Origin of the sequence: Sphingobium sp. IP1 (genome assembly GCF_002708645.1) — a bacterium.
Classification (GTDB): Bacteria; Pseudomonadota; Alphaproteobacteria; order Sphingomonadales; family Sphingomonadaceae; genus Sphingobium; species Sphingobium yanoikuyae.
Genome location: NZ_NOIW01000056.1, coordinates 12841 through 37276, shown reverse-complemented (window position 1 = coordinate 37276; position 24436 = coordinate 12841). Strand labels below are relative to the sequence as shown.

Here is a 24436-nt window from a genome sequence, read left to right as displayed (position 1 = left end):
CGTTTGCTGGCACTGGCAGGCTGGCGCGCGGCGGCCGCCCATAATGTGGCGCCGCCGATCAGGGCGATCATCAGGGCGATCCTCCCCTTGCCGGGGCCGATGTGCGCGAATATCCGCACTGCCACCGCCCTTCCCCCGCGCGCTCCGCCACGCAAGGCAGGTGGATCAGGTGCCGGCCTCCGTCACCGTGCTCGACAAGGCGGCGATCGACCGGGCGCAGGATCTGGGCGTCACCGAATTGCTGCTGCGCACGCCGGGCGTCAGCATCTCGCGCAATGGCGGCTATGGCACGGCGACGTCGCTGCGTATTCGTGGCGCGGAATCCGACCAGACCGTGGTCGTGATCGACGGCGTGAAGCTCAACGATCCCTCTTCGGCCGGCGGCGGCTATAATTTCGCAAACCTGCTGGTCGGCGACGCCTCGCGGATCGAAGTGCTGCGCGGTCCCCAGTCGACCTTGTGGGGCAGCCAGGCGATCGGCGGCGTCGTCAATGTCGTCACTGCCATGCCCGAAAAGGCGCTGGAAGGCAGCTTCGACATCGAGGCGGGGTCGCGCGACACGGTCAGCGCCCGCGCGGCGCTGGGCGGCAAGACCGGCCCGGTCAGCTGGCGGATCGGCGGACAGAGCTTCACCACCGACGGCATTTCCGCGATCAGCCCGGCCTTTGGCGGCAAGGAGAAGGACGGCTATACCAACCGCAGCGTCACCGGCCGGGTCGAGGTTGCGCTGGCGGACGGGATCAGCGCGGACCTGCGCGGCTATTATTCCGATGGTAAGGTCGATTTCGACGCCACCAGCGCGGACAGTCCCGCCTATGGCACCAATCGCGAATTTGTCGGCTATGCCGGCTTTAACGTCGCACTGCTCGACGGCCGCTTCCGCAACCGTTTCGGCTATGGCTATACCGACACCGATCGCGACAATTATGATCCGCGCAACCAGCGCAAGCAGACGTTCGACGCGGCGGGGCGCAACCAGCGGCTGGAATATCAGGGCAGCTTTGCCATTGCCGACGGCTGGACCGCGTTGTTCGGGGTGGAGAATGAAAATAGTCGCTTCCGCAGCGTGTCGCCTTCGGCGTCGCTTTCGGTGCCGATTCCCGATCCGGCTCGCGGCAAGGCGGAGATCACCAGCGTCTATGGCCAGCTCAATGCCCAGCCGATTACGGGCCTGACCCTGACCGGCGGGCTGCGCTATGACGATCATAACCGCTATGGCGGCCGTACCCTCTTTTCCGCCGGTGGCGTCTGGGCGCTGCCGACCGGGACGGTGCTGCGCGCCAGCTATGGCGAGGGGTTCAAGGCGCCGACCCTCTATCAGCTCTTTTCCGAATATGGGAATCAGGCGCTCGATCCCGAACGCGCCCATGGCTGGGAAGCGGGCGCGGAGCAACGTTTCTTTGGCGAGAAACTGCGACTGGGCGCGACCTGGTTCGATCGGACCACGACCGACCAGATCATCTATAATAGCTGTTCCACCAGTTCGACCGATCCGCTCTGCTTCATGCCCGGCACCACCACCCGCCGCTATGGCTATTATCTCAATGTCGCGCGCGCCAAGGCGCATGGCATAGAGGCGCAGGTGGCGGTCGAACCGGTCAAGGGACTGACCATCGACGGCAATTATAGCTGGACCGTGGCGGAGGATCGTTCGGAAGGGACCGCGAACGAAGGCAATTGGCTGCCGCGTCGGCCGCGCAACAGCGCCAATGGTTCGATCAGCTATGCCTGGCCCTTCGGCCTCACCACCGGCGCGGCGGTGCGCTGGTCCGGCCATAGCTATGACAATGCGGCCAACACCACCCGGCTGGACGATTATACGCTGGTCGACCTGCGCGCCGAATATGCATTCACCCCGGCGTTGCGCCTGTTCGCCCGCGTCGAGAATCTCTTCGACGAGAACTACATGACGGCCTATCGCTATGGCACGCTCGGCCGCAGCATCTATGCTGGCTTGCGGGGGCGCTTCTGATGCTGCGCCCCGTCGAACCCGGCCCCGCCATCGTCGCCTGCAGCACCTGCCGTCATTCGGCGACGATGCGAGAGGATGAGGAGGGCGTGCGCGGCGGGGCACGGCTGGCGGAGGCGCTGCGCACGGTGCAGGCCTCCGACCCGCGCTATGCCACCGTCGCGGTGCAGGACATGCCCTGCCTGTTCGCCTGCCAGGATCATTGCACCGTCCATCTGCGCGCGCCGGGCAAGGTCGGCTATGTAATGGGGCGGTTCACACCGGATGCCGATGCGGCGCGCGCGATCCTCGATTATGCCATTGCCTATGCCGCCAGCGAGCATGGCCGCGTCGCCTTTCGCGAATGGCCCGAAGGCGTGAAGGGCCATTTCATCACCCGTACCCCGCCGGAAGGATTTGTCGTCGAATGAGCTTCGCCTCGATCACCGATTTCGAAAATGCCCTGGCCAATCTGCCGCCGGCCGAGGAACTGGCCAGCGCGGCTGCACGCGCGCGGCAGGCGGAACTGACCAAGCCGCTCGGCGCGCTCGGCCGGCTGGAGGATGTCGCGATCTTCATGGCGAGTTGGCAGGGGCGCGCGGTGCCGCGCCTGAAACGGGCGCGTGCCGCGATCTTTGCCGGCAATCATGGCTTCACCGTCCATGGCGTCAGCGCCTATCCCGCCGCCGTGACCGCGCAGATGGTCGCCAATTTCGCCGCCGGCGGCGCGGCGATCAATGCGCTCGCCGGTGTCGCCGGGCTGGAACTGGCGGTGCGATCGATCGATCTGGACCGGCCAACGGCGGACTTCACCGTCGCGCCCGCCATGACCGAGGAGGAGTGCCTGACCGCGCTGTCGATCGGCGCGGCGGCGGCAGAAGAGGATCTGGACCTGCTGGTCGTGGGCGAAATGGGGATCGGCAATTCGACCGCCGCCGCAGCCCTGAGCGCCCGCAGCTTTGGCGGCGCCGTGCGCGACTGGGTTGGTCCCGGCACGGGCGTCGATGGCGAGGGGATTGCGCGCAAGATTGCGACGATCGATCGGGCGCTCGCCTTTCATGCCGATGCGCCCGCCAGCGCCTTTGAAACGCTGCGCCGGCTGGGCGGACGCGAACTGGCGGCGATTGCCGGCGCGGTGCTGCGCGCCCGCCAGCTGGGCGTGCCGGTGCTGCTCGACGGTTTCATCAGTTGCGCCGCGATCGCGCCGCTGGTGGCGCAGGTGCCGGCCTTTGCCGACCATTGCCTGGCCGGCCATTGCTCGGCCGAGCCGGGCCATGGCCTGCTGCTGGAGCGGATGGGCCTTGAACCGCTGCTGCGCCTCGACATGCGATTGGGCGAAGGCAGCGGTGCGGCGGTGGCGGCCAATATCGTCCGCGCGGCCGTAGCAGCACATAGCGGCATGGCGACCTTTGCCGAGGCGGCGGTGTCGACCGCGACATGATGGGCATGCCGCTCCATCTGCTGCGGCATGGCGCGCCCGAGACGCCCGGCCTGTTGCTGGGGCGGACCGACAGCGTGCCGACGCGCGCGGGCATCGACGCCTGCCTGGCGCAGGCGGAGGGGCTGGAGATCGAGATGATCGTGACGTCCGACCTGCAGCGCGCCCGGCAGGCGGCAACCGCGATCGGCGAGCGCGCCGGCTTGCCGGTGTGGGTCGATCCGCGTTGGCGGGAACTGGATTTCGGCATCTGGGATGGCCTGGCCCCGGCCGATGTCGATCCCGAGGCGCTCGCCCGTTTCTGGCAGGATCCCGATGGTTTCGCGCCGCCGGGCAGCGAGGGCTGGACGGCATTGCTGGGGCGGATCGCCGATGCGGTCGAGGATTTGCCGCGCGTGCCCACATTGGTGCTGACCCATGGCGGGGCGATGCGCGCGGCGCTGGCCCATCTGTGCGGGTTCAGCGTGCAGCAGAGCTGGAGCTTCGGCCTGCCCTATGCCGCCTTGCTGTCGCTGGAACGCTGGACCGGGGAGCCGCCGCTCGCCCGCATCACGGGCCTGCGCCCATGAAGGGGCTGGTCCTTGCCATCCAGTTTCTGACCCGCCTGCCGATGCCAAAGGTGACAGCGAACGAGACAGACTTCGCACGGTCGATCCGATGGTTTCCGGCGGTCGGCGCGATTGTCGGTCTATCTGTCATGTTCGCTGTCAATCTTGGCGTTCACATCGATCCCTGGATCGGGGCGCTGGCCGGGCTGCTCTGCTGGGTCGGCGTGACCGGGGCGCTGCATCTCGACGGGCTCGGCGACATCGCTGATGCCTGCGGCGCGGTGCATAAGGGGCGCGACAGGCTGCTGGCGGTGCTGGCCGACCCGCATGTCGGCAGTTTCGGCGTGGTGGCGATCGGCCTGCAACTGATCGTCAAGCTGCTGCTGCTCCATGCGCTGGTCGAACGGGGCATGATGTTGCCGCTGCTGCTCATTCCCTTTGCCGCGCGGATCGGGCCGCTGCTGTGGGCGCGGATGCTGCCGCCGCTGCATGCCGGGCTGGGCGCGCGCTTTGCCGATGCCGTCAAAACGATCCACATCGCCCTGTGGATAAGTCTGTTGATAATCGCCGCCTGGTGGCTGCCGGCCCTGCTCGCAACGCCGCTGTTGATGCTGGTCTGGGGCCTGTGGCTGAAGCGCCGGCTGGGCGGCATTTCCGGCGATGGCCATGGCGCGGGCATTGAACTGGTTGAAAGCGGGCTGCTTTTCGTCGTCCTGATCGCGAGCGGCACAACATGACGACGCGCTGGACCTGGCATGGCGGCGGCGTGGCGGCGGCGAGCGCGCATTTCGGCGGCGCGCCCGAAAGCTGGCTGGACTTATCCACAGGCATCAATCCCCATGCCTGGCCCGGCGCAGCCGAGCAGGCGATCGACTGGCGCGCCTTGCCCGACGAGCAGGGACTGCGCGCGCTCGAACAGGCGGCGGCCGATCATTTCGGCGTCGCGGCCGATCATGTCTGCGCGCTGCCGGGGACGGAGATTGGCCTGCGCCTTGTTGGCGCATTGCTTGACGGTTCGGTCCGCCATGCCAGCCCGGCCTATCGCACCCATGGCGTCATGGTGCCCGGCGCCGCGTCGGTCGATCTCGACCGTCTGGACGAGGCGGACGGGCAGACGCTGATCCTCGCCAACCCCAATAATCCCGACGGGCGCATCCATGGCGTGGCCGCCCTGCTCGCCCTGCTCGACCGGCGCGGGCCGGACGGCTGGCTGGTGGTGGACGAGGCCTTTGCCGATGGCCATCCCGGCATCAGCCTGGCGCCCTTCGTGGCCGACGATCGCCGCCTCATGCTGTTGCGCTCCTTCGGCAAGTTTTTCGGGCTTGCCGGCCTGCGCCTCGGTTTTCTAGTGGCGCCGCGCGCGATCATTGCGCGGGTGCGGGACAGGCTGGGTGCCTGGCCGGTGTCGGCCGCCGCCATTGCCATCGGCATGGCGGCCTATCGCGATAGAGCTTGGATAGAAGCGATGCGCGGTCAGCTCCAGCGGGAGGCGCAGGCGCTCGATGCGTTGCTGTCGCGCTGTGGTTATCAGCCGATCGGCCAAAGCCCGCTCTTCCGCCTGATCGAAACGCCCCATGCCATGGCCATGTTCGAGCGGCTGGCCGGGCAGGCGATCCTGACCCGGCCGTTCGAGGCCCAGCCGCACTGGCTGCGCATCGGCCTGCCGGCAGACGCGATGGGCCTGGCCCGACTGGAACAGGCGCTGCGGCGTGGCTGATCCGGTTGCGTTGCTGTCACTCGCGCTGGATGCGGTGGTCGGCTGGCCGGCGGCACTCTATCGCCGGGTCGGCCATCCGGTCGGCGGCTTTGCGCGGCTCATCGATCATTGTGCTGTGCGCTGGAATGATCCGGCGCGTAGCGCTCTCGCCCGGAAAATGGGCGGAATGGCGACGGTGCTGGTCCTGCTGTCGGTGGCGGGCGGTGGCGGATGGCTGGTCCAGCATCAGCTCCGCCTCTGGTTGCCGGAACCATGGAGTTGGCTGCTGATCGGTCTGCTGGCCTATCCGGCGCTGGCGCTGCGTAGCCTCTATAGCCATGTCCGCGCGGTCCATCGCGCACTGGCGGCCGAAGACCTGCCGGCCGCACGGGAGGCGGTCGGCATGATCGTCGGTCGCGATACGCAATCGCTCGATGAAAGCGGCGTCACCCGCGCCGCGATCGAGAGCCTGGCGGAAAGCTTCTGCGATGGTGTCGTCGCGCCCTTCTTCTGGCTGCTGTTGCTGGGCCTGCCGGGTGTCTGGGCCTATAAGGCGGTGAACACGGCCGACAGCATGATCGGCCATCGCGAAGCCCCCTGGGGGCCGTTCGGCTGGGCGGCGGCGCGCACCGATGACCTGATGAACCTGATCCCGGCGCGGCTGGCCGGTTGCCTGCTCTGTCTGGCGGGCGGTGGCGGCTGGCGGGTGATGTGGCGCGACGCGCGCAATCATGCCTCGCCCAATGCCGGCTGGCCCGAAGCCGCAATGGCGGGCGCGCTCGACCTGCGGCTGGCCGGGCCGATCCGCTATGATGGCGTACGCCATGACAAGCCGTGGATCGGCAGCGGGCGAAGCGAGGCCGATCCGCTCGACCTGCGCTGGGCGCTGGCCATCTATGTTCAGGCCTGCCTGCTGCTCTGGCTGGTGGCCGGGTTGCAGGCGCTGTTTGCGGGAGACATGATATGACAAGCAGCCTGCTGGTGCTGGGCGGCGCGCGATCGGGCAAGAGCCGCCATGCCCAGGCAGCGGCGGAAGCGCTGCCCGGCGCGCACGTCTTCATCGCCACGGCCGAGATTTGGGACGCGGAAATGGCCGACCGGATTGCCCGGCACCGGGCCGATCGCGGGCCGGAATGGGAAACAGTGGAGGCGCCGATCGACCTGCCGGGCGCGATCGCGGCGGCGCGGGGCAAGACCGTGCTGGTCGATTGCCTGACCTTGTGGGCCAGCAACCTGCTGCTGGCGGAAAAGGATGGGGAAGCTGCGGCGGACGCGCTCTGTGCCGCGATCCTGGCTCATGACGGGGCGATCATCCTGGTCGCCAATGAGGTTGGGCTGGGCATCGTGCCCGACAATGCGCTGGCGCGGCGCTTTCGCGATCTGGCCGGGACATTGAACCAGCGGGTTGCGGCGGTGGTGGATCGGGTCGTTTTCGTCGCGGCGGGCCTGCCGCTCGCGCTGAAGGGGTGAAGGGGCGGCGGACCGCCCCCTCGTTCGATTAGTCGCGCAGCAGTTCGTTGATGCCGGTCTTCGACCGGGTCTGTGCGTCGACGCGCTTGACGATCACGGCGCAATAGAGGCTGGGGCCGGGCGTGCCGTCGGGCAGCGGCTTGCCGGGCAGCGAGCCGGGGACGACCACCGAATAAGGCGGCACTTCGCCGATGAAGACTTCACCGGTGGCGCGGTCGACGATCTTGGTCGACATGCCGATGAACACGCCCATCGACAGCACCGAACCCTTGCCGATGCGCACGCCCTCGACCACTTCCGAACGGGCGCCGATGAAGCAGTCATCCTCGATGATGACCGGGTCGGCCTGCAGCGGTTCGAGCACGCCGCCGATGCCGACGCCGCCCGACAGATGGACATTCTTGCCGATCTGGGCGCAGCTGCCGACCGTCACCCAGGTGTCGACCATCGTGCCTTCATCGACGAAGGCGCCGATGTTGACGAAGCTGGGCATCAGGATGACATTTTTGGCGATGTGCGATCCGGCGCGGGCGAAGCTGCCCGGCACGGCGCGGAAACCGGCGGCGCGGAAGGCGGCCTCGTCCCAGCCGGCGAACTTGCTGGGCACCTTGTCCCACCAGTGGCCGGCGCCCGGACCATTGTCGATCATGACATTGTCGTTGAGGCGGAAGGAGAGCAGCACGGCCTTCTTCGCCCACTGGTTGACCTGCCAGCCGGCTTCGGTCGGCTCGGCGACGCGCAGTTCGCCCTTGTCGAGCAGGGCCAGCGCCTTGTCGACCGCCTGGCGGACGTCGCCCTGGGTCGACAGGTTGATATTGGCCCGGTCCTCCCAGGCGGCGTCGATGATCGCGATCAGGTCTTGGCTCATGGTCTTTCCCCAAAAATATCCGCCAGGAACGGCGTCAGATGGTCGGTTTCATAATCGATGAAATCGGGATGATGGTCGTGGTTGCCCGCTTCCGACCCGTTATTGACCCAGATGGTGGTCATGCCGATCGCCTTGGCGGGCTTGAGGTTGCGGGCCATGTCCTCGAAAAAGGCGGCGCGGGTCGGGTCGACGGCGTGAACGCTGCACAGCTCGGCATAGCCCGACGGATCGGGCTTAGGCACATAGCGGCAGGCATGGATGTCGTGGATCAGCTCGAACGCGCCGGCGAGGCCCAGCCGGTCGAGCACGCGGCCGGCATAGGTGGCGTCGCCATTGGTGAAGATCAGGCGGCGGCCAGGCAGGGCGGCGATATGGGCGTTGAGGTCGGCATCGACCGCCAGCCGCTCCATCGAGATGTCATGGACATAGTCGAGAAATTCGCGCGGTTCGATGCCATGATGGTGCATCAGTCCCGACAGGGTCGTGCCATGCTCCATGAAATAGCGTTTCTGGACGATCCGCGCCTCGGCCGGGTCGCAGCCCAGCAGGCCCTGGATATATTCGCCCATCTTCACGTCGATCAGCGCGAACAGGTCCGCCTTCGCCGGATAGAGCGTATTGTCCAGATCGAAGATCCAGGTGTCGACATGGGCCAGGTCCGCGCGCATGGCCGGGCCCTAATCCCCGCCGGGGATTAGGGCAAGGGCGCAAAGGCCCCATGGATCGGCCGCATCAGCCGCAGCCGGGCGCTTCGCTGTCGTGATAGAAGTCCTGCACCGCAGCCCAGGCATCCTCGGCCGTCTCGACCCAGGTCAGCAGGTTGAGGTCATTGTGCGAAATTACGCCCTCGTCCGCCAGCGCCTCGAAATCGACGACCTTGTTCCAGAAATCCTTGCCGAACAGCAGGATCGGGATCGGCTTCATCTTGCCGGTCTGGATCAGGGTCAGCAGCTCGAACATCTCGTCGAACGTGCCGAAACCGCCCGGGAAGACGGCGAGCGCGCGGGCGCGCAGCAGGAAATGCATCTTGCGCAGCGCGAAATAGTGGAACTGGAAGCTCAGCTCCGGCGTGACGAACAGATTGGGCGCCTGTTCATGCGGCAGGACGATGTTCATGCCGATCGTGGTCTGGCCGACATCGACCGCGCCGCGATTGGCCGCTTCCATGATCGAGGGGCCGCCGCCCGAGCAGACGACGAAGTGACGGCAGCCGGCGGCATTCACCGGATATTGCGCCGCGATCCGCGCGAGCTTGCGCGCTTCCTCATAATAGCGGGCCTTCTTGCCCAGATTTTCCGCGATCTTCTTCTGCTGCGGCGTAGTGGCTGCGTCGATCCGCGCCTGGACCTGATCGGGTTCGGGAATGCGGGCGGAGCCGTAGAAGACGAAGGTGGATTCGATCCGCGCCTCGTCCATCAGCAGCTGGGGTTTGAGCAATTCAAGCTGGAAGCGCACCGGGCGCAGATCCTCGCGCAGCAGGAACTCATTGTCCTGGAAGGCGAGCTTGTAGGCGGCGCTGCTGGTCTGGGGGGTTTCGATCGCCTTCCTGGCGTCGTCCGCTTCCTGGCGTGCGGGGCGGAATTTGCGTTCTTCAATTTCTTTCTTGGTCATTCCCAACAAGCTAGGCGCGGCAGGTGACAATGCCAAGACCGTTAGCGGGAAAATCCGCCAAGTTGGCTATTTCGGCTTAGCGGCAAAAGCCGCCGCGGCCGCCCATGTCGAAATGGAAATGGTCATGATGGGCGGCGTTATAGTCGGGCGACAGCACCGTGTTGAACCGCTTGCAGGCGCTGGCATGGACCACTTCCAGGAATTGGCGGGTGCGCTTGTCGCCATTCCAGTCTTTCTCGACGCTGATCCGCCGCCCGTCGCTCAGGACGAAGGCGGATACGTCGATCGCATTGCTGTGGGCATGTTCGCTGAGCTTGCCGCTGCCCGCGATCGGCCGACAATTATAGGTGCCGAATGTCTCGATCTTCTCGATCTCCGCGCCCAGGATCAGCCGGGCGGCAGGCTGCACCGCATAGCGCGACCAGGCGGCGAAATTGGCGGCAAGGTTGCAGGTCATGGCGCCCAGGCCCGAGGTCGGCACGCCGATGTCGAGCAGCTTGACGCTACCGATCGCGCTGCAGCCACCACCGAAATTCTGATCGGGCAGGGGGGTGAAGGCGACCGACTGGGACTGCAGCTTGGCGAAACATTGCCGGGTTTCGAGTGGCGGCGGCGCGGGCGGGGTGGTTGGGCGCGCGCTCTTCACCGGTTTGGATGCACGCGCGACTCGACCCTTGGGCACCAGGTCGCCGCTGCAGGCGGCCAGCATGCTCGCCATCGTCGCGGCCAGGGCCGCGCTGCGCCATACCGAATTTTTCGTCGCCCGCTCTACCATCAATCCCGCATTTACCACGGCTTTCCGGGCCGATGGGTTAACGGCGCTGTCATTTCGTCGCATTTTGCTGCGGCTTGACTCTTTTTCCGAAATCTTTAGGGCGGCCGACGGGCCACGCGGTCCCAACGCCGCGCGTGCTCTCTGTAAGGAGACGCATTACATGACTGATCTGACTGCCGTTGACGCCACCATTGCGCCTGCCGCAAAGCCCGCAACCCGTCCGGCTCGCCCCTTTTTCTCTTCCGGTCCCTGCGCCAAGCCTCCGGGCTGGGATGCCGCCAAGCTGGCCACTGAGTCGCTCGGCCGTTCGCACCGCGCCAAGATCGGCAAGACCCGCCTCGCCTACAGCATCGACCTGATGCGCGAGCTGCTGAACCTGCCTGACACCCACCGCATCGGCATCGTGCCGGGCTCCGACACCGGCGCCTTCGAAATGGCGATGTGGACCATGCTGGGCGCCCGCCCGGTGACGACGCTGGCCTGGGAAAGCTTCGGCGAAGGCTGGGTGACGGATGCCGCCAAGCAGCTCAAGCTCGACCCGACCGTGATCCGCGCCGATTATGGCCAATTGCCCGACCTTTCCACCGTCGACTTCTCGAACGACGTGCTGTTCACCTGGAACGGCACCACCTCGGGCGTGCGCGTGCCGAACGCCGACTGGATCCCGGCCGATCGTGAAGGCCTGACCTTCGCTGACGCCACCAGCGCGGTCTTCGCCTATGAGATCGACTGGACCAAGATCGACGTCGCGACCTTCTCCTGGCAGAAAGTGCTGGGCGGCGAGGGCGGCCATGGCGTGCTGATCCTGGGCCCCCGCGCGGTCGAGCGTCTGGAAAACCATACCCCGGCCTGGCCGCTGCCCAAGGTGTTCCGCCTGATGGCGAAGGGCAAGCTCGCCGAAGGCGTGTTCAAGGGCGAAACCATCAACACGCCATCGATGCTGGCCGTCGAGGACGCGATCTTCGCGCTGGAATGGGGCAAGTCGCTGGGCGGCCTCAATGGCCTGATCGCGCGCAGCAACGCCAATGCGGCGGCGCTGGGCAAGATCGTCGCCGAACGCGACTGGCTCGGCCATCTCGCCGTCGATGAAGCCTCGCGCTCGACCACCAGCGTTTGCCTGACCGTCGAGGGCGCCGACGAAGCCTTCATCAAGGCCTTCGCCGGCCTGCTCGAGAAGGAAGGCGCCGCCTATGACGTCGCGGGCTATCGCGATGCCCCGGCGGGCTTGCGCATCTGGTGCGGCGCCACGGTCGAGACCGCCGATATCGAGGCGCTCGGTCCCTGGCTCGACTGGGCATATGCCCAGACCAAGGCTGCCGCTTAATCACATCATGGCGTCACCCCGGCCCTGAGCCGGGGTCCCGCTTCTTCATGTCCACTCCCGCAGATGAGCGGGACCCCGGATCAAGTCCGGGGTGACGATGAACGACAAGGATATTCCCATGCCCAAGGTTCTCATTTCCGACAAGATGGACCCCCGCGCCGCCGCGATCTTCCGCGAGCGCGGTGTCGAGGTCGACGTCATCACCGGCCAGACGCCGGAAGAACTGGCCGCGATGATCGGCGCCTATGACGGCCTCGCCATCCGCAGCTCGACCAAGGTCACCAAGGCGATCCTCGACGCCGCGACCAATTTGAAGGTCATCGGCCGTGCCGGCATCGGCGTCGACAATGTCGACATCCCGGCTGCCTCGGCCCAGGGCGTGATCGTGATGAACACGCCGTTCGGCAACTCGATCACCACTGCTGAACATGCCATCGCTCTGATGTTCGCGCTGGCCCGCCAGATCCCCGAAGCCAATGCCCAGACCCAGCAGGGCCTGTGGCCCAAGAACGGCTTCATGGGCGTGGAAGTGACCGGCAAGACGCTGGGCCTGATCGGCGCCGGCAATATCGGTTCGATCGTCGCCAGCCGCGCGCTCGGCCTCAAGATGAAGGTCGTCGCCTTCGATCCGTTCCTGACGCCCGAGCGCGCCGTGGAAATGGGCGTGGAAAAGGCCGATCTCGACACGCTGCTGGCGAAGGCCGACTTCATCACGCTGCACACGCCGCTGACCGACCAGACCCGCAACATCCTGTCGAAGGAAAATCTGGCCAAGACCAAGAAGGGCGTGCGCATCGTCAACTGTGCCCGTGGCGGCCTGATCGACGAAGCGGCGCTGAAGGAGGCGCTGGATTCGGGCCATGTCGCCGGCGCCGCGCTCGACGTGTTCCAGACCGAACCGGCCAAGGAATCGCCGCTGTTCGGCACGCCCAACTTCATCTGCACCCCGCATCTGGGCGCATCGACCGACGAAGCGCAGGTCAATGTCGCGCTGCAGGTGGCTGAACAGCTCAGCGACTATCTGCTCGATGGCGGCATCACCAATGCGCTGAACGTGCCCAGCCTGTCTGCCGAGGAAGCACCCAAGCTCAAGCCCTATATGGCGCTGGCGGAAAAGCTGGGCAGCCTGATCGGCCAGCTCGAAGGCGATGCCATCACCGGCGTTGCGGTCGAGGTCGAGGGCCATGCCGCCGAGCTGAACCAGAAGCCGATCACCGCCGCGGTGCTGGCCGGCCTGATGCGCGTCTATTCGGACACGGTGAACATGGTCAACGCGCCTTTCCTGGCGAAGGAGCGTGGTCTGGACGTGCGTGAGGTCCGTCATGACCGCGAAGGCGACTATCAGACGCTGGTGCGCGTCACCGTTTCGACCGAAGCGGGCGACAAGTCGGTCGCCGGCACGCTGTTCGGCCATGCCCAGCCGCGTCTGGTCGAGCTGTTCGGCATCAAGGTCGAAGCCGATCTCGACGGCCACATGCTCTACATCGTCAACCAGGACGCGCCGGGCTTCATCGGTCGCCTCGGTTCGAAGCTGGGCGAGTCGGACGTCAATATCGGCACCTTCCACCTGGGCCGTCGCAACCAGGGCGGCGAAGCCGTGCTGCTGCTGTCGGTCGACGGCACCGTCACCGAACCGCTGCGCTGGGCGATCTGCAACCTCGCCGGCGTGAAGCAGGTGAAGCTGCTGCGCTTCGCCTGATTCTCAATTCCGTTCGTGCTGAGTAGGGGCTGAGCCTGTCGAAGCCCCGTATCGAAGCATCCTTCGATACGCCATTTCGACTTCGCTCAATGGCTACTCAGGACGAACGGAGTAGAATTGGCCGCGTTTTGCGCTAAAGGGCCTGTCCCATGACCATGATCCCGCCAAGCCTGCTCCCGGAGGGGCTATCCGATCGCCTGCCGCCGCAGGCCGAAGCTTCCGCGCGCCTGGCGCGTCGCGTGCTCGATACGGTTGCGACCCATGGCTATGAACGGGTCATGCCGCCGCTGGCGGAGTTCGAGGATACGCTGACCCAGCGCCTCAAGTCGATGCGCGCGCAGGATCTGGTTCGCGCCGTCGACCCGGTGTCGCAGCGCACCCTGGCCTTTCGTCCCGACATGACCGCGCAGGTCGGCCGCATCGCCGCCACCCGCCTGCGCAGCGCGCCGCGTCCGCTGCGCCTGTCCTATGCCGGGCCGGTGATCCGCCAGAAGGCGAGCCAGCTGCGCCCCGAGCGCGAGAAGATGCAGCTGGGCGCCGAACTGATTGGCAGCGACAGCGCCGCCGCTGCGGTCGAGATCGTCAATATCGCGATCGAGGCGCTGAGCGCCGCTGGTGTCACCGGCATCACCATCGATTTCACCTTGCCCGACCTGATCGACGCGCTGGCCGCCGGCCCGCTGCCGCTGGCGGCGGAGGAACTGGAAGCCGTGCGCGCCGAACTGGACGCCAAGGATGCCGGCGCGCTGGTGGCGATCAGCCCGGCCGCCGCCGCCTATCTGCCGCTGATCGAGGCGACCGGTCCCTTCCATGCCGCGATGGAACGGCTGGAGGCGTTCAGCGCCAGCCTGGGCGGCGCGATCGACAGCCGCATCGCGGGCCTGCGCGCCATTGCCAAGCCGATCGGCTGGGACATCACCCTGACCCTAGATCCGACCGAACGGCACGGCTTCGAATTCCAGAACTGGTTCGGCTTCTCCATTTTTGCCGAGGGCTTCATCGGCGAGATCGGCCGTGGCGGCAGCTATGCCATTGCCCGTGCCGGCGAAGCGGATGAGCCCGCCATGGGCTTTTCCCTTTATCCCGATCCGCTGATCGACGCGGGCTTTGGCGACGAACGGCCCCGGCGCCTGTTCCTGCCGGTCGGCCATGATGTCGTGCGCGCGGCGGCGCTGCGGGCCGATGGTTGGCATACGGTTGCGGCCCTGGCTGACGGCGAAGATGGCGCTGCCCAGCGCTGTTCGCACTGGCTGGATGGCGTCGACCCCCGCGCCTACTGACCGAACAGTCGGCGCAGCCACGCATCAACGATGCCGGTGCCGGCATAGTCGGCATCGCCCATCTCGCGGTTGATCTGCATATGGCCGCGCAGCCCGCGTCCGGGGAGCGCATGAATCTCCACCGGCGTGCCCGCCTTGCGCAGCGCGGCGGCGAGCGCGTTGGACTGGGCGGTGCCGTCGACCCGATCGACATGGAGCAGCAGGAAATCGGGAACGTTGGGCTTTGCCGCCTGCAAGGTCGGCGATAGCGTCTTCTGCCGCGCCGGATCGGTGCCGAACGCCTGTTCATAGGTCTTCGCCATGAAGCGGCCGCCCTGTGCCATCTGGGTCGGCACGTCATAGGCGGCGCCATCCAGCGCGATGATGCCGCGCACCGCATCGGGCTTCAGCCCGGCCTTGGCGAAATAGCGCATGTCGGTGCCGACCAGCGCGACGAGGTGCGCGCCAGCGCTGTGGCCCATCAGGATGATGCGGTCTGGATCGATGCCCAGCGTTGCCGCCCGGCTGCGCAGATGGGCGACCGCATCGGCGACATCCTGCACTTGGCTCTCGACCGTGGCATCGGGCACAAGCCGGTAATTGATCGAGGCAAAGGCATAGCCAAGGCCGGTATAATGGGGCGCCTTGGCCGCGCCGGTGGCATTGTCCTTGCTGCCGCGCTTCCAGCCGCCGCCATGGACGAAGATGACGAGCGGTGCCTTCCTGCCCTTGCCCGGCCAGAAATCGATCGCCTGCAATGGATCATGGCCATAGGTCATGGCCTGCGGCGCAGTAGCCGTCTGGGCCTGCGCGGCCAGCGGCGTGCCGGCGAGCAGGGAGGGAATCAGGATGGGAATCAGCCGTCTGTGCATATGGATCGTCCTTCGCTGCCCCTGTGTCGCCATGATCGCGAGGGCGCATTCGGTCGTAAAGCCGGCACCTGGTATCAAAGTGTAATGGCGCTCCAACCTTGACGCATCGGCCCTGCCCGGCTAACGCGCGCCCCGCACAGGGCGTACCCCGCTCATCCTATTCCACCGGCATGCCGAGTCCCGTCGAAGGGCATGGCCGGTCCGCGCGGCGGGCGGAGGAGTGTATCCATGGCAAATGTTACCGTGATCGGCGCCCAATGGGGTGACGAAGGTAAGGGCAAGATCGTCGACTGGCTGTCGGAGCGCGCCGATGTCGTCGCCCGTTTCCAGGGCGGCCATAATGCCGGCCACACGCTGGTCGTCGGCGAGAAGGTCTACAAGCTCTCGCTGCTGCCGTCGGGCATCGTGCGCGGCACGCTGTCGGTGATCGGCAATGGCGTGGTGCTGGACCCCTGGCACTTCCGTGACGAGGTCGCCAAGCTCAAGGGCCAGGGCGTCGAGATCACGCCGGAAAACCTGCAGATCGCCGAGACCTGCCCGCTGATCCTGCCCTTCCACCGCGACCTCGACGGTCTGCGCGAAGACGCATCGGGCGCCGGCAAGATCGGCACCACCCGTCGCGGCATCGGCCCGGCCTATGAGGACAAGGTCGGTCGCCGTGCCATCCGCGTCTGTGACCTCGCCCATCTCGACGATCTCGATCTGCAGATCGATCGCCTGACCGCCCATCATGACGCGCTGCGCGCTGGTTTCGGTGAAGCGCCGATCGACCGCGCCCAGCTGATGGCCGACCTGACCGAGATCGCCGCCTTCATCCTGCCCTTCGTGAAGCCGGTCTGGCTGACGCTCAACAAGGCGAAGTCGGAAGGCAAGCGCATCCTGTTCGAAGGCGCGCAGGGCACGTTGCTCGACATCGACCATGGCACCTATCCCTTCGTCACCTCGTCCAACACGGTGGCGGGCACGGCGGCGAGCGGTACCGGTCTTGGTCCCAACGGCGCCGGCTTCGTGCTGGGCATCGTCAAGGCCTATACCACCCGCGTCGGTTCCGGCCCGTTCCCGACCGAGCAGGAAAATGACGTCGGCCAGCGGCTGGGCGAGCGGGGCCATGAATTCGGCACCGTCACCGGTCGCAAGCGCCGCTGCGGCTGGTTCGACGCGGTGCTGGTGCGCCAGTCGGTCGCCGTTTCGGGCGTGACCGGCATTGCGCTGACCAAGCTGGACGTGCTCGACGGCTTCGAGGAACTGAAGATCTGTGTCGGCTACAAGATCGGCGACCAGAGCTTCGACTATCTGCCTGCCCATGCGCAGGACCAGGCCAAGGCCGAGCCGATCTATGAAAGCATCGCTGGCTGGAGCGAAACCACGGCCGGCGCGCGCAGCTGGGCGGACCTTCCGGCACAGGCGATCAAATATATCCGCCGTATCGAGGAACTGATCGGCTGCCCGGTCACGCTCGTGTCGACCAGCCCGGAACGCGACGACACCATCCTCGTCCGCGATCCCTTCGCGGATTAAGGGGCATGGCCGGCGAACGCTTCGAGCGGCACAAGCAGCCCTGGACCCAGGATGAGGTCCAGAAGCTGCACACGCTCGCCAAGAAGGGCATGGCGTTGAAGGCGATCGCCAAGGCGCTGACCCGCAGCGAGGAATCGGTGAAGACCCGCGCCAAGCAGGACGGTCTGTCGATCGCCAAACTGCGCTGAGAGATGAGAAGGCCGGGCGGAAACGTCCGGCCTTTCCTCATTCCGGGGCGTGGCGCTCGACCGGCTGGATGCCGCCGTCCTTGGCATAGGTCAGTGGCGCAATGGTGATCGAGCGCCGGTGATCGCCGCCACCGGGCAACAGCTTGTCATGATAGAAGAGCCAGCTCTTGCCGTCCCGCTCGACGATCGCCTGATGATTGGTCGAGATCGGCAGATAGTCGAGGATCACCCCGCCATAGGCGAAGGGACCGAGCGGCGAGGCGGCGGTGCCGTAGATGATCTGGCCGGGCCAGCCGGTCGAGAAGCTGAAATAATAGCGGCCCTTATGGGCGTGGAGATAGGGCGCCTCACCATATTTCTTCTTGGGGTCGCTGGCCGGCAGTCCGGTGACGACGACGTCCATGATCGGGCCGTCGACATGGATCATGTCGGGCTTCAGACGCACCACCTTGGGCACGCGGGTACCGAAATAGAGATAGGCCTGTCCGTCCTTGTCGATGAAGACGGCGGGGTCGATCGGCTCGGCACCGGCATTGGCGTCGCGCGCCTTGTCGATCAGCGCGTCGCCGCGCGCATCGCGATAGGGACCTTCTGGCCGATCCGCCACGGCGACACCGATCCGGTCGCCGCCGATCGGCGCGTAGAAATAATAGTGCCCGTCGCGCCGGGCGACTTCGGGTGCCCAGGCCTTGGCATCGGGGCGTGCCCATGTGAAGGTGGTGACGTCGAGAAAGGCGCCGTCATCCTGCCAGCTTTTCATGTCGGCCGAACTGTAGAGGCGCCAGCTGGTGCTGTCCCAGTAGCGACCGGAATTGGACGCGTCGTCGGTGGCATAGAGATACCAGCGATCGTCGAACCAGTGCGGCGACGGGTCGCCGGCAAAGCGCGGGCTGATCGGCTTGCCTGGTTCGACATCGCCATTGGCCATCAGCAGGCCCATGCAGGCCAGCAGCGCCATCCTCTTCATCCGCATCCTCCCATATCGATCATTGATGCGATGATGGCGTTCCGTCATGTGAAATGCAATTTCGCATCGTGAAATATTGAAAGATTAGAAGGCCAACTGGACCCGATCGGGGCAGGATGCGACAAGACAGCCGATATCCAAGCAGGAGGCTCCGCATGGCACTCGACATCCTCGTCCTCTACGGCTCCTATCGGCGAGACCGGCTCGGTATCCGGCTGGCCGACTATCTGATCCGCGGCTTTGAAGGGCTGGGGCATAGGGCTGAACTGGTCGATGCCAAGGCGATCGACCTGCCGATGCTCGACCTGCGTTATAGCGACTATCCGGCCGGCGAGGCGCCTGCCGCCATGGCGCATCTTGCCGAGCGCCTGTCCGCCGCCGATGCCTTCGTCTTCGTCGCCGGCGAATATAATCGCGGCATGCAGCCCGGTCTCAAGAATCTGGTCGACCATTATCTCAAGGAGTTCGACCGCCGGCCGGCCGCGATCGCGAGCTATTCGATGGGCCGTTTTGCCGGGGTGAACAGCCATGCCGACTGGACGGTGACGCTGTCCGCCATGGGCATGGCGGTGATGCCCGAGCGCTTCAGCGTCGGTCAGATCCAGCAGGTGCTGGATGAGCAGGCCCGGCCCCAGGGCGAAGGCGGGGCGGCGCTGGATCGGGGCTTTGCGGGTTTCGCCGACACGCTCATCTGGTGGGCGCAGGCGGCGAAGGCGCAGCGCTGATCTCCTCGCGCGCCGATATCACCGTCGCAGCCACAAGGTCGCCGGTGACGTTGAGCGCGGTGCGGCACATGTCGAGCAGCCGGTCTACGCCCAGCACCAGCCCGATCCCCTCGGGCGGGATGCCGACCATCGCCAGGATCATCGCTACCACCGGCAGCGACCCGGCCGGCACGCCCGCCGTGCCGACCCCGCCCAATATGCAGACCAGCATCACCATCAGCTGCTGGCCAAGGCTGAGGTCGACATGGAAAAATTGGGCGAGGAACAGGACGGTGATCCCCTCGAACATCGCCGTGCCATTCTGGTTGGCGGTGGCGCCTATGGTGAGGACGAAGCGGGCGATGCGACGCGGCAGGTGCAGATTCTCCTCCGCAACGCGGATGGCGGTCGGCAGGGTGGCGTTGGAGGAGGCGGTGGCAAAGGCCATGACGCTTGCTTCCTGCACGGCGGCGAAGAAGCGCAGCGGCGACCGGCGCGCCAGCAGGGCGATCAGCAGCGAATAGATGCCGAACATCTGGATCGCGAGCGCCAGCAACACGACCCCGACATAGGCGGACAGGCGCACCAGCAAGTCCCAGCCGAACTGGGCGGCGAGGTTGAACATGAAGCAGGCGATGGCGATCGGCGCCAGGCGGATGACGATCGATATGAGGCGCATCGTCACCGCGAACAGTCCCTCCATCGCGTCGAGCAGCAGCTTCGTTTCCTTCGTCTGCACCAGCACCAGGCCGATGCCGAAGAAGAGGGCGAAGACCATCACCGCCAATATGTCATTGTCGGCCATCGCCGCGATCACATTGTCGGGGACGATCGCGATCAGCGCCTGCATGCCGGTCGGCGTGTCGGCGCCCCGATCAAGGATCGCCTTGGCCCCCTGTCCGGCATCGGCCAGCAGCGCACGCGCCTGCGCCGGATCGACGCCGCTGCCCGGTTGCAGCAGGTTGACCAGCGCCAGACTGATGACGACGGCGATGCCCGACACGATCAGCGTGTAGACGAGGGTGCGCAGGCCTACTCGGCGCAGCGAGCGCATCTCGCCCATTTCGGCGATGCCGACGATCAGCGCGGAGACCAGCAGCGGGATCACGAGCATGAACAGCAGGCGCAGGAAGACCTGGCCGATCGGGCCGGTAAGATAGCGGGTGACCGCATCGATCCAGGGCGCGCCGGGGGTTACGGCATAGGCGACCAGTCCGGCAGTGAGGCCGATCAGGAAGCCGACCAGCATCTGCCATTGTAGCGAGAAGGCCGCGCGCCGGCCCGCCTGTTCCTCTGTGCCCGGATCACTCATGGCCTCTCCTCTTCCTCCCGACCAACGAGCCATGCGGAAGCGGGTTGCGCGGCCGGCAATATTTCGTTTCGTTAGGGCATCGACGGAGCATAGCCACATGCTCGGGCGTTGGGCCGGTTCACCAGAAGGAGTCTTGCATGATCGTTGATGCCGTCCCCAGCATGCGCCGGATCGCATCGGAAGTGTGGAAACCGCTGACCGCGCTGTTCGTGTGGGACTGTGCGGTCACGGCCGCTTATTATCTGTTGCCGTTCAAGGCCCCTTCGCTGCCGCTCACCATCTTCGGTTCGGCCCTCGCCCTGTTCCTGGGCTTTCGGTCGAACAGCAGTTACCAGCGCTGGTGGGAAGGGCGCACATTGTGGGGGGCGATGATCAACGCCTCGCGCAGCCTGGCGCGGTCGGCGCGCAATTTCCTGCCCGACCCGGAGGCCCGCGACCTCAAGCGCGAGATCGTGAAGCGCCAGATCGCCTATGTGAATGCGCTGCGCTGCCAGTTGCGGCGTCAGACGATCGGCGAGGACGTGACCAAATTCCTGCGCGAGGAGGATCAGGGCAAGGCGCTGGCGCGGGCCAATCCGGCCAATGGCCTGCTCGACAGCACCGGCCGGCGGATCGACATGGCGCGGCGGGAAGGCTGGATCGACACCATCCAGCAGACCCAGATGGAGAAGGTGCTGGTCGACATCGCCAATGCCCAGGGCGGGATGGAGCGGCTGAAGAACACGCCGCTTCCCTTCCAGTATCGACTGTTGCCGGTGGTCTTCACCCACCTCTTCTGCATCCTGTTGCCGATCGGGTTGGTCGAGACGCTGGGTTTCGCCACGCCGCTGGGGTCGACGGTCGCGGGCCTGATGTTCATGGCGGTGCTGCGGATTGGTGACGATCTGACCGATCCCTTCGCCGACAGCGTGCATGACGTGCCGTTGACCGCCATGTGTCGGACGATCGAGATCGACCTGCTCCAGTCGATCGGCGATCCGGCGCCAGACCCCGTCACGCCGGTGCGTGGTGTCCTGTGGTAAGGTAACAAAAAGCCCCGCCGGCAACATGCAGGCGGGGCTTTTTCTTTGGCATTGAAGCGCGGGCCTTAGCCCTTGCGGTCTTCGTCGACCATGTCGGAGGCCAGTTCCAGCCCCGCCCGGCCGTGGGACGGGGTATGGGCCGGCGCCTTGGGATGGGGCACGTCGACCGGCTCTTCCACTTCCAGCATGCCTTCCCACTTGGTGATGACCGAGGTGGCGATGGCATTGCCCAGCACGTTGGTCGCGGTGCGGCCCATGTCCATGAAATGATCGACCGCCAGAATGAAGGCGACGCCCTCGACCGGCAGGTCGAACTGGCCGAGCGTGGCGGCGACGACGACCAGCGAGGCGCGCGGCACGGCGGCGATGCCCTTGCTGGTGACCATCAGGACGAGCAGGATCGTGATCTGGGTCGCGATCGGCAGGTCGATGCCATAGGCCTGGGCGATGAAGATGGTCGCGAAGGTCGCATACATCATCGAGCCGTCGAGGTTGAAGCTGTAGCCCAGCGGCAGCACGAAGCTGTAGATGCGGCGCGGCACGCCGAACCGGTCGAGCTGTTCCAGCATCTTGGGATAGGCGGCTTCCGAGGAGGCGGTCGAGAAGGCGATCAGGATCGGCTCGCGGACATAGCGGATCAGCTTGAACATGCGCTTGCCAAGGAAGATCGCGCCCGCGCCGAACAGCAGCACCCACAGGCAGATGAGGGCGATGTAGAATTCGCCGACCAGCGCGCCATAGGTCTTGAGCACGCCCAGGCCCTGCACCGTCACCGACGAGGCGAGCGCGCCGAACACGGCGAGCGGCGCGACCCGCATGACATAGCCGGTGACCTGCAGCATCAGTTCGACCAGCGCCTCGATCACGGTGATGATCGGCTTGCCCTTTTCGCCGATGGCGGTCAGCGCGACGCCGACGAACAGCGAGAAGACGACGATCTGCAGGATCTGGTTGTCCGCCATCGCGCCGATCATCGACGTCGGGAAGACGTGCAGGATGAAGTCGCGGAAGTTGAGCGCTTCGGTGTTGACGCCCGCATCCGCGCCCGACCGGACGAGGTTGAGGCCGGCGCCGGGTTCGAAGAAATTGACGAAGATCAGGCCCAAGGTCAGCGAGATCAGGCTGGCGATGATGAACCAGGCGAGCGCGCGTCCGCCGATCCGCCCCAGCGCTGCGCTGTCGCCCATATGGGCGATGCCCGCGACCAGCGTGGAAAAGACCAGCGGCGCGATGATCATCTTGATCAGATGAAGGAAGATGTCGGCCAGAAGATGGAAGTAGCCCGCCACATCCTTGGCCAGCGCTTCATCCCCGCCGACCCAGAGATTGGCCACGAAGCCCACGATCACGCCCAGGACCATGCCTGTCAGGATGTAGGCCGTCAGTCGATTTCGCATTATATTCCTCTAGCCAGCGAGCGGTCCGCCCGCGCATTCATTCTGTTCTGCTGGGTGGTGACACCTAACAGGCGCCCGGCCAGCCCGCAATCGGGCAGGCTTGGACTGTGCGGGGATAGACGAATGAGCCACCATATTCCGCGCCCTGTTTTACGGCAGGACAATGGCATGATGCTCGCTCAGGGGTAGAGAAGCCCCTCGTTCCAGCCATTTTCCTGGCGGGTGAAGACGCGTCGTTCATGCAGGCGATGCTCGCGGTCCTGCCAGAACTCGATCCGTTCCGGGGTCAGGCGGAAGCCCGACCAGTGGGGTGGGCGCGGCACCGGGCCGCCCTCGAACCGGGCGCGCACCTCTTCATAGCGATCCATGAAGACGGCGCGCGAGGGCAGCGGGCGGGACTGGTCGGAGGCCCAGGCGCCGAGCTGGCTGTCGCGGCTGCGGGTGGCGAAATAGGCGTCGGCGGTGGCGTCGTCGACCGGGCCGACGCTGCCCTCGATCCGGATCTGGCGGCGCACCGACTTCCAGTGGAACAGCAGGGCGGCATGCGGATTGGCGAGCAGGTCGCCGGCCTTGCGCCCTTCGAAATTGGTGTAGAAGACGAAGCCGTCGGGGCCATGGCCCTTGAGCAGCACCATGCGGACCGACGGGCGGCCCTGTGCATCGGCCGTGGCCAGCGCCATGGCGTTGCTGTCATTGAGTTCGGTCTCGCGCGCCTGCGCATACCACTCGTCGAAAAGGGCGAAGGGATCGGTCATGACCCTGCCTTAGATTCCCGGCACCGCACTGTCGATACGGATGCGCCGCAGCTTGAACGATGCCCGGCCTTCGGCCACATAGGGGCGATATGGCCGTGATGCGGCAGATACCGGTTTCAGCATAACAGGATGATAGATGGCGGATCCCTATTCCACTCTGGGTGTGGCGCGCAGCGCGAGCGAAGCGGAGATCAAGTCCGCCTATCGCAAGCTGGCCAAGCAATATCACCCCGACAAGAATCAGGACAATCCGAAGGCGGCGGAGAAATTCTCGGCCGTGACCAACGCCTATGACCTGCTGTCGGACAAGGACAAGCGGGCCCGCTTCGACCGGGGCGAGATCGATGCCGATGGCAATCCGACCGCGCCCTTCGGCTTTGGCGGCGGTGGCGGCGGGCGGGGCCGTCCCGGCGGGTTCGAGTTCAACGAGGGTGGGGCCGATTTCGGCGATATTTTCGAAGGCCTGTTCGGCGGCGCGGGCCGTCGCGCCGGGGGTGGCGGCGGTTTTGGCGGCTTTGGTCGCGGCGCGCCGCCGGCCAAGGGGGCCAATGTCGCCTATCGGCTGGCGGTGCAGTTCGTCGACGCCGCGACGCTGGCGCCGCAGCGCATCACCCTGCAGGACGGGAAGACGATCGACCTGAAGCTGCCCGCCGGGGTCGAAACCGGCACGCAGATGCGCCTGACCGGCAAGGGGCAGCCGGGCGCGGGCGGTTCGGGCGACGCGATCGTCACCATCGAGGTGAAGTCGCACCCCTTCTTCAAGCGCGACGGCGACAATGTGCTGCTCGACCTGCCGATCACCATCAACGAAGCCGTGAAGGGCGGCAAGGTGAAGGTGCCGACCGTCGATGGCCCGGTGATGCTGGGCGTGCCGGCCGGCACCACATCGGGCAAGACGCTGCGCCTGCGCGGCAAGGGCTTTACCGGCAAGGATGGCCAGCGCGGCGACCAGCTTGTGACCCTGCTGATCGATGTGCCTGCCGATGATCCGGTGATCCTCCAGCTGGTCGAGGATTGGCAGGATGGTCGCGCGGTGCGGACCCATCTGGGCGTCTAGGACGTTCG

25 protein-coding genes are annotated in these 24436 nt (G+C 66.2%); 16 read left to right on the top strand and 9 right to left on the bottom strand.

From position 1 onward, the window contains the following. Positions 1–169 precede the first annotated feature (169 nt). From CG471_RS18255 to cobU, 8 genes are read left to right on the top strand one after another with little or no spacing between them, the layout of a single operon-like run. Positions 170–1972 (top strand): TonB-dependent receptor plug domain-containing protein, encoded by a 1803-nt coding sequence (locus tag CG471_RS18255; RefSeq protein WP_373562056.1) that lies wholly within the window; start codon positions 170–172, stop codon positions 1970–1972. After that, positions 1972–2379: a DUF1636 domain-containing protein gene (locus CG471_RS18250; RefSeq protein ID WP_099232847.1), complete on the top strand. Its 408-nt coding sequence runs from the start codon at positions 1972–1974 to the stop codon at positions 2377–2379. The genes CG471_RS18255 and CG471_RS18250 overlap by 1 nt, the downstream gene beginning before the upstream one ends. Further along, entirely contained in the window at positions 2376–3389 is a 1014-nt protein-coding gene (gene cobT, locus CG471_RS18245; protein WP_099232845.1) for a nicotinate-nucleotide--dimethylbenzimidazole phosphoribosyltransferase, read from the top strand. The genes CG471_RS18250 and cobT overlap by 4 nt, the downstream gene beginning before the upstream one ends. Further along, on the top strand, positions 3386–3955 hold the full coding sequence (locus tag CG471_RS18240) for a histidine phosphatase family protein (RefSeq protein WP_004209730.1): 570 nt from the start codon (positions 3386–3388) through the stop codon (positions 3953–3955). Before cobT ends, CG471_RS18240 begins: the two co-directional genes overlap by 4 nt. Further along, a complete protein-coding gene (gene cobS / locus CG471_RS18235) occupies positions 3952–4671 on the top strand; it encodes an adenosylcobinamide-GDP ribazoletransferase (RefSeq protein ID WP_099232843.1) in 720 nt (239 codons plus the stop codon). The genes CG471_RS18240 and cobS overlap by 4 nt, the downstream gene beginning before the upstream one ends. Further along, the gene (locus CG471_RS18230) at positions 4668–5651 is read left to right on the top strand and encodes a threonine-phosphate decarboxylase (protein WP_099232841.1); all 984 of its coding nucleotides are present in this window, start codon (positions 4668–4670) and stop codon (positions 5649–5651) included. Before cobS ends, CG471_RS18230 begins: the two co-directional genes overlap by 4 nt. Next, positions 5644–6597 carry an adenosylcobinamide-phosphate synthase CbiB gene (gene cbiB / locus CG471_RS18225; RefSeq protein WP_099232839.1) on the top strand — a complete coding sequence of 318 codons (954 nt, stop codon included), beginning with the start codon at positions 5644–5646 and terminating at the stop codon, positions 6595–6597. The genes CG471_RS18230 and cbiB overlap by 8 nt, the downstream gene beginning before the upstream one ends. Next, the gene (gene cobU / locus CG471_RS18220) at positions 6594–7100 is read left to right on the top strand and encodes a bifunctional adenosylcobinamide kinase/adenosylcobinamide-phosphate guanylyltransferase (protein WP_099232837.1); all 507 of its coding nucleotides are present in this window, start codon (positions 6594–6596) and stop codon (positions 7098–7100) included. The genes cbiB and cobU overlap by 4 nt, the downstream gene beginning before the upstream one ends. Before the next feature lie 28 nt (positions 7101–7128). Here the strand turns inward: cobU and dapD are convergent, their stop codons facing one another. From dapD to CG471_RS18200, 4 genes are all read right to left on the bottom strand, one after another. Then, complete coding sequence (dapD, locus tag CG471_RS18215) at positions 7129–7968, bottom strand: 2,3,4,5-tetrahydropyridine-2,6-dicarboxylate N-succinyltransferase (protein WP_048936178.1); 840 nt, start codon at positions 7966–7968, stop codon at positions 7129–7131. After that, positions 7965–8636, bottom strand: a complete 672-nt coding sequence (locus CG471_RS18210; protein ID WP_099232835.1) for a pyrimidine 5'-nucleotidase — start codon at positions 8634–8636, stop codon at positions 7965–7967. Before CG471_RS18210 ends, dapD begins: the two co-directional genes overlap by 4 nt. A 64-nt stretch (positions 8637–8700) precedes the next feature. Further along, a complete protein-coding gene (locus tag CG471_RS18205) occupies positions 8701–9579 on the bottom strand; it encodes a TIGR00730 family Rossman fold protein (RefSeq protein ID WP_010335571.1) in 879 nt (292 codons plus the stop codon). A gap of 76 nt (positions 9580–9655) precedes the next feature. Then, complete coding sequence (locus tag CG471_RS18200) at positions 9656–10354, bottom strand: extensin family protein (RefSeq protein WP_099232833.1); 699 nt, start codon at positions 10352–10354, stop codon at positions 9656–9658. 160 nt (positions 10355–10514) lie between these two features. Between CG471_RS18200 and CG471_RS18195 the strand changes: the two genes are divergently transcribed. The 3 genes from CG471_RS18195 (at position 10515) to CG471_RS18185 (ending at position 14657) form a co-directional block, all read left to right on the top strand. Next, positions 10515–11678 (top strand): phosphoserine transaminase, encoded by a 1164-nt coding sequence (locus tag CG471_RS18195; protein WP_099232831.1) that lies wholly within the window; start codon positions 10515–10517, stop codon positions 11676–11678. 118 nt (positions 11679–11796) lie between these two features. Beyond that, the gene (serA, locus tag CG471_RS18190; protein WP_026109465.1) at positions 11797–13377 is read left to right on the top strand and encodes a phosphoglycerate dehydrogenase; all 1581 of its coding nucleotides are present in this window, start codon (positions 11797–11799) and stop codon (positions 13375–13377) included. A 149-nt stretch (positions 13378–13526) separates the two neighbouring features. Further along, positions 13527–14657: an ATP phosphoribosyltransferase regulatory subunit gene (locus CG471_RS18185; RefSeq protein WP_099232829.1), complete on the top strand. Its 1131-nt coding sequence runs from the start codon at positions 13527–13529 to the stop codon at positions 14655–14657. Here CG471_RS18185 and CG471_RS18180 read toward each other — a convergent pair. Continuing rightward, positions 14651–15508, bottom strand: a complete 858-nt coding sequence (locus tag CG471_RS18180; protein WP_099232827.1) for an alpha/beta hydrolase — start codon at positions 15506–15508, stop codon at positions 14651–14653. The genes CG471_RS18185 and CG471_RS18180 overlap by 7 nt on opposite strands. Positions 15509–15736: 228 nt before the next feature. On the opposite strand from CG471_RS18180, the gene CG471_RS18175 reads away from it, so the two are divergent. Both CG471_RS18175 and CG471_RS18170 read left to right on the top strand, forming a co-directional pair. Next, the gene (locus tag CG471_RS18175; protein WP_097385211.1) at positions 15737–17026 is read left to right on the top strand and encodes an adenylosuccinate synthase; all 1290 of its coding nucleotides are present in this window, start codon (positions 15737–15739) and stop codon (positions 17024–17026) included. A gap of 5 nt (positions 17027–17031) precedes the next feature. Next, a complete protein-coding gene (locus CG471_RS18170) occupies positions 17032–17214 on the top strand; it encodes a hypothetical protein (RefSeq protein WP_004209747.1) in 183 nt (60 codons plus the stop codon). Positions 17215–17251: 37 nt separating this feature from the next. On the opposite strand, the gene CG471_RS18165 is transcribed toward CG471_RS18170, so the two are convergent. After that, entirely contained in the window at positions 17252–18181 is a 930-nt protein-coding gene (locus CG471_RS18165) for a family 43 glycosylhydrolase (RefSeq protein WP_099232851.1), read from the bottom strand. 155 nt (positions 18182–18336) lie between these two features. Here CG471_RS18165 and CG471_RS18160 point away from each other — a divergent pair, with 155 nt between their 5' ends. Continuing rightward, positions 18337–18906: an NADPH-dependent FMN reductase gene (locus CG471_RS18160; protein WP_099232825.1), complete on the top strand. Its 570-nt coding sequence runs from the start codon at positions 18337–18339 to the stop codon at positions 18904–18906. Here CG471_RS18160 and CG471_RS18155 read toward each other — a convergent pair. Continuing rightward, positions 18869–20197: a dicarboxylate/amino acid:cation symporter gene (locus CG471_RS18155; protein ID WP_099232823.1), complete on the bottom strand. Its 1329-nt coding sequence runs from the start codon at positions 20195–20197 to the stop codon at positions 18869–18871. The genes CG471_RS18160 and CG471_RS18155 overlap by 38 nt on opposite strands. A gap of 137 nt (positions 20198–20334) precedes the next feature. On the opposite strand from CG471_RS18155, the gene CG471_RS18150 reads away from it, so the two are divergent. Continuing rightward, entirely contained in the window at positions 20335–21219 is an 885-nt protein-coding gene (locus CG471_RS18150; protein WP_099232821.1) for a bestrophin family protein, read from the top strand. Between the two features lie 65 nt (positions 21220–21284). Here CG471_RS18150 and CG471_RS18145 read toward each other — a convergent pair whose 3' ends face one another. Then, positions 21285–22616, bottom strand: coding sequence for a dicarboxylate/amino acid:cation symporter (locus CG471_RS18145; RefSeq protein ID WP_004209753.1), 1332 nt, complete (start codon positions 22614–22616; stop codon positions 21285–21287). Between the two features lie 179 nt (positions 22617–22795). Further along, positions 22796–23371 (bottom strand): pyridoxamine 5'-phosphate oxidase, encoded by a 576-nt coding sequence (gene pdxH, locus CG471_RS18140; protein ID WP_099232819.1) that lies wholly within the window; start codon positions 23369–23371, stop codon positions 22796–22798. Positions 23372–23507: 136 nt separating this feature from the next. On the opposite strand from pdxH, the gene CG471_RS18135 reads away from it, so the two are divergent. Next, positions 23508–24428 (top strand): DnaJ C-terminal domain-containing protein, encoded by a 921-nt coding sequence (locus tag CG471_RS18135; RefSeq protein WP_099232817.1) that lies wholly within the window; start codon positions 23508–23510, stop codon positions 24426–24428. Positions 24429–24436 lie beyond the last annotated feature (8 nt).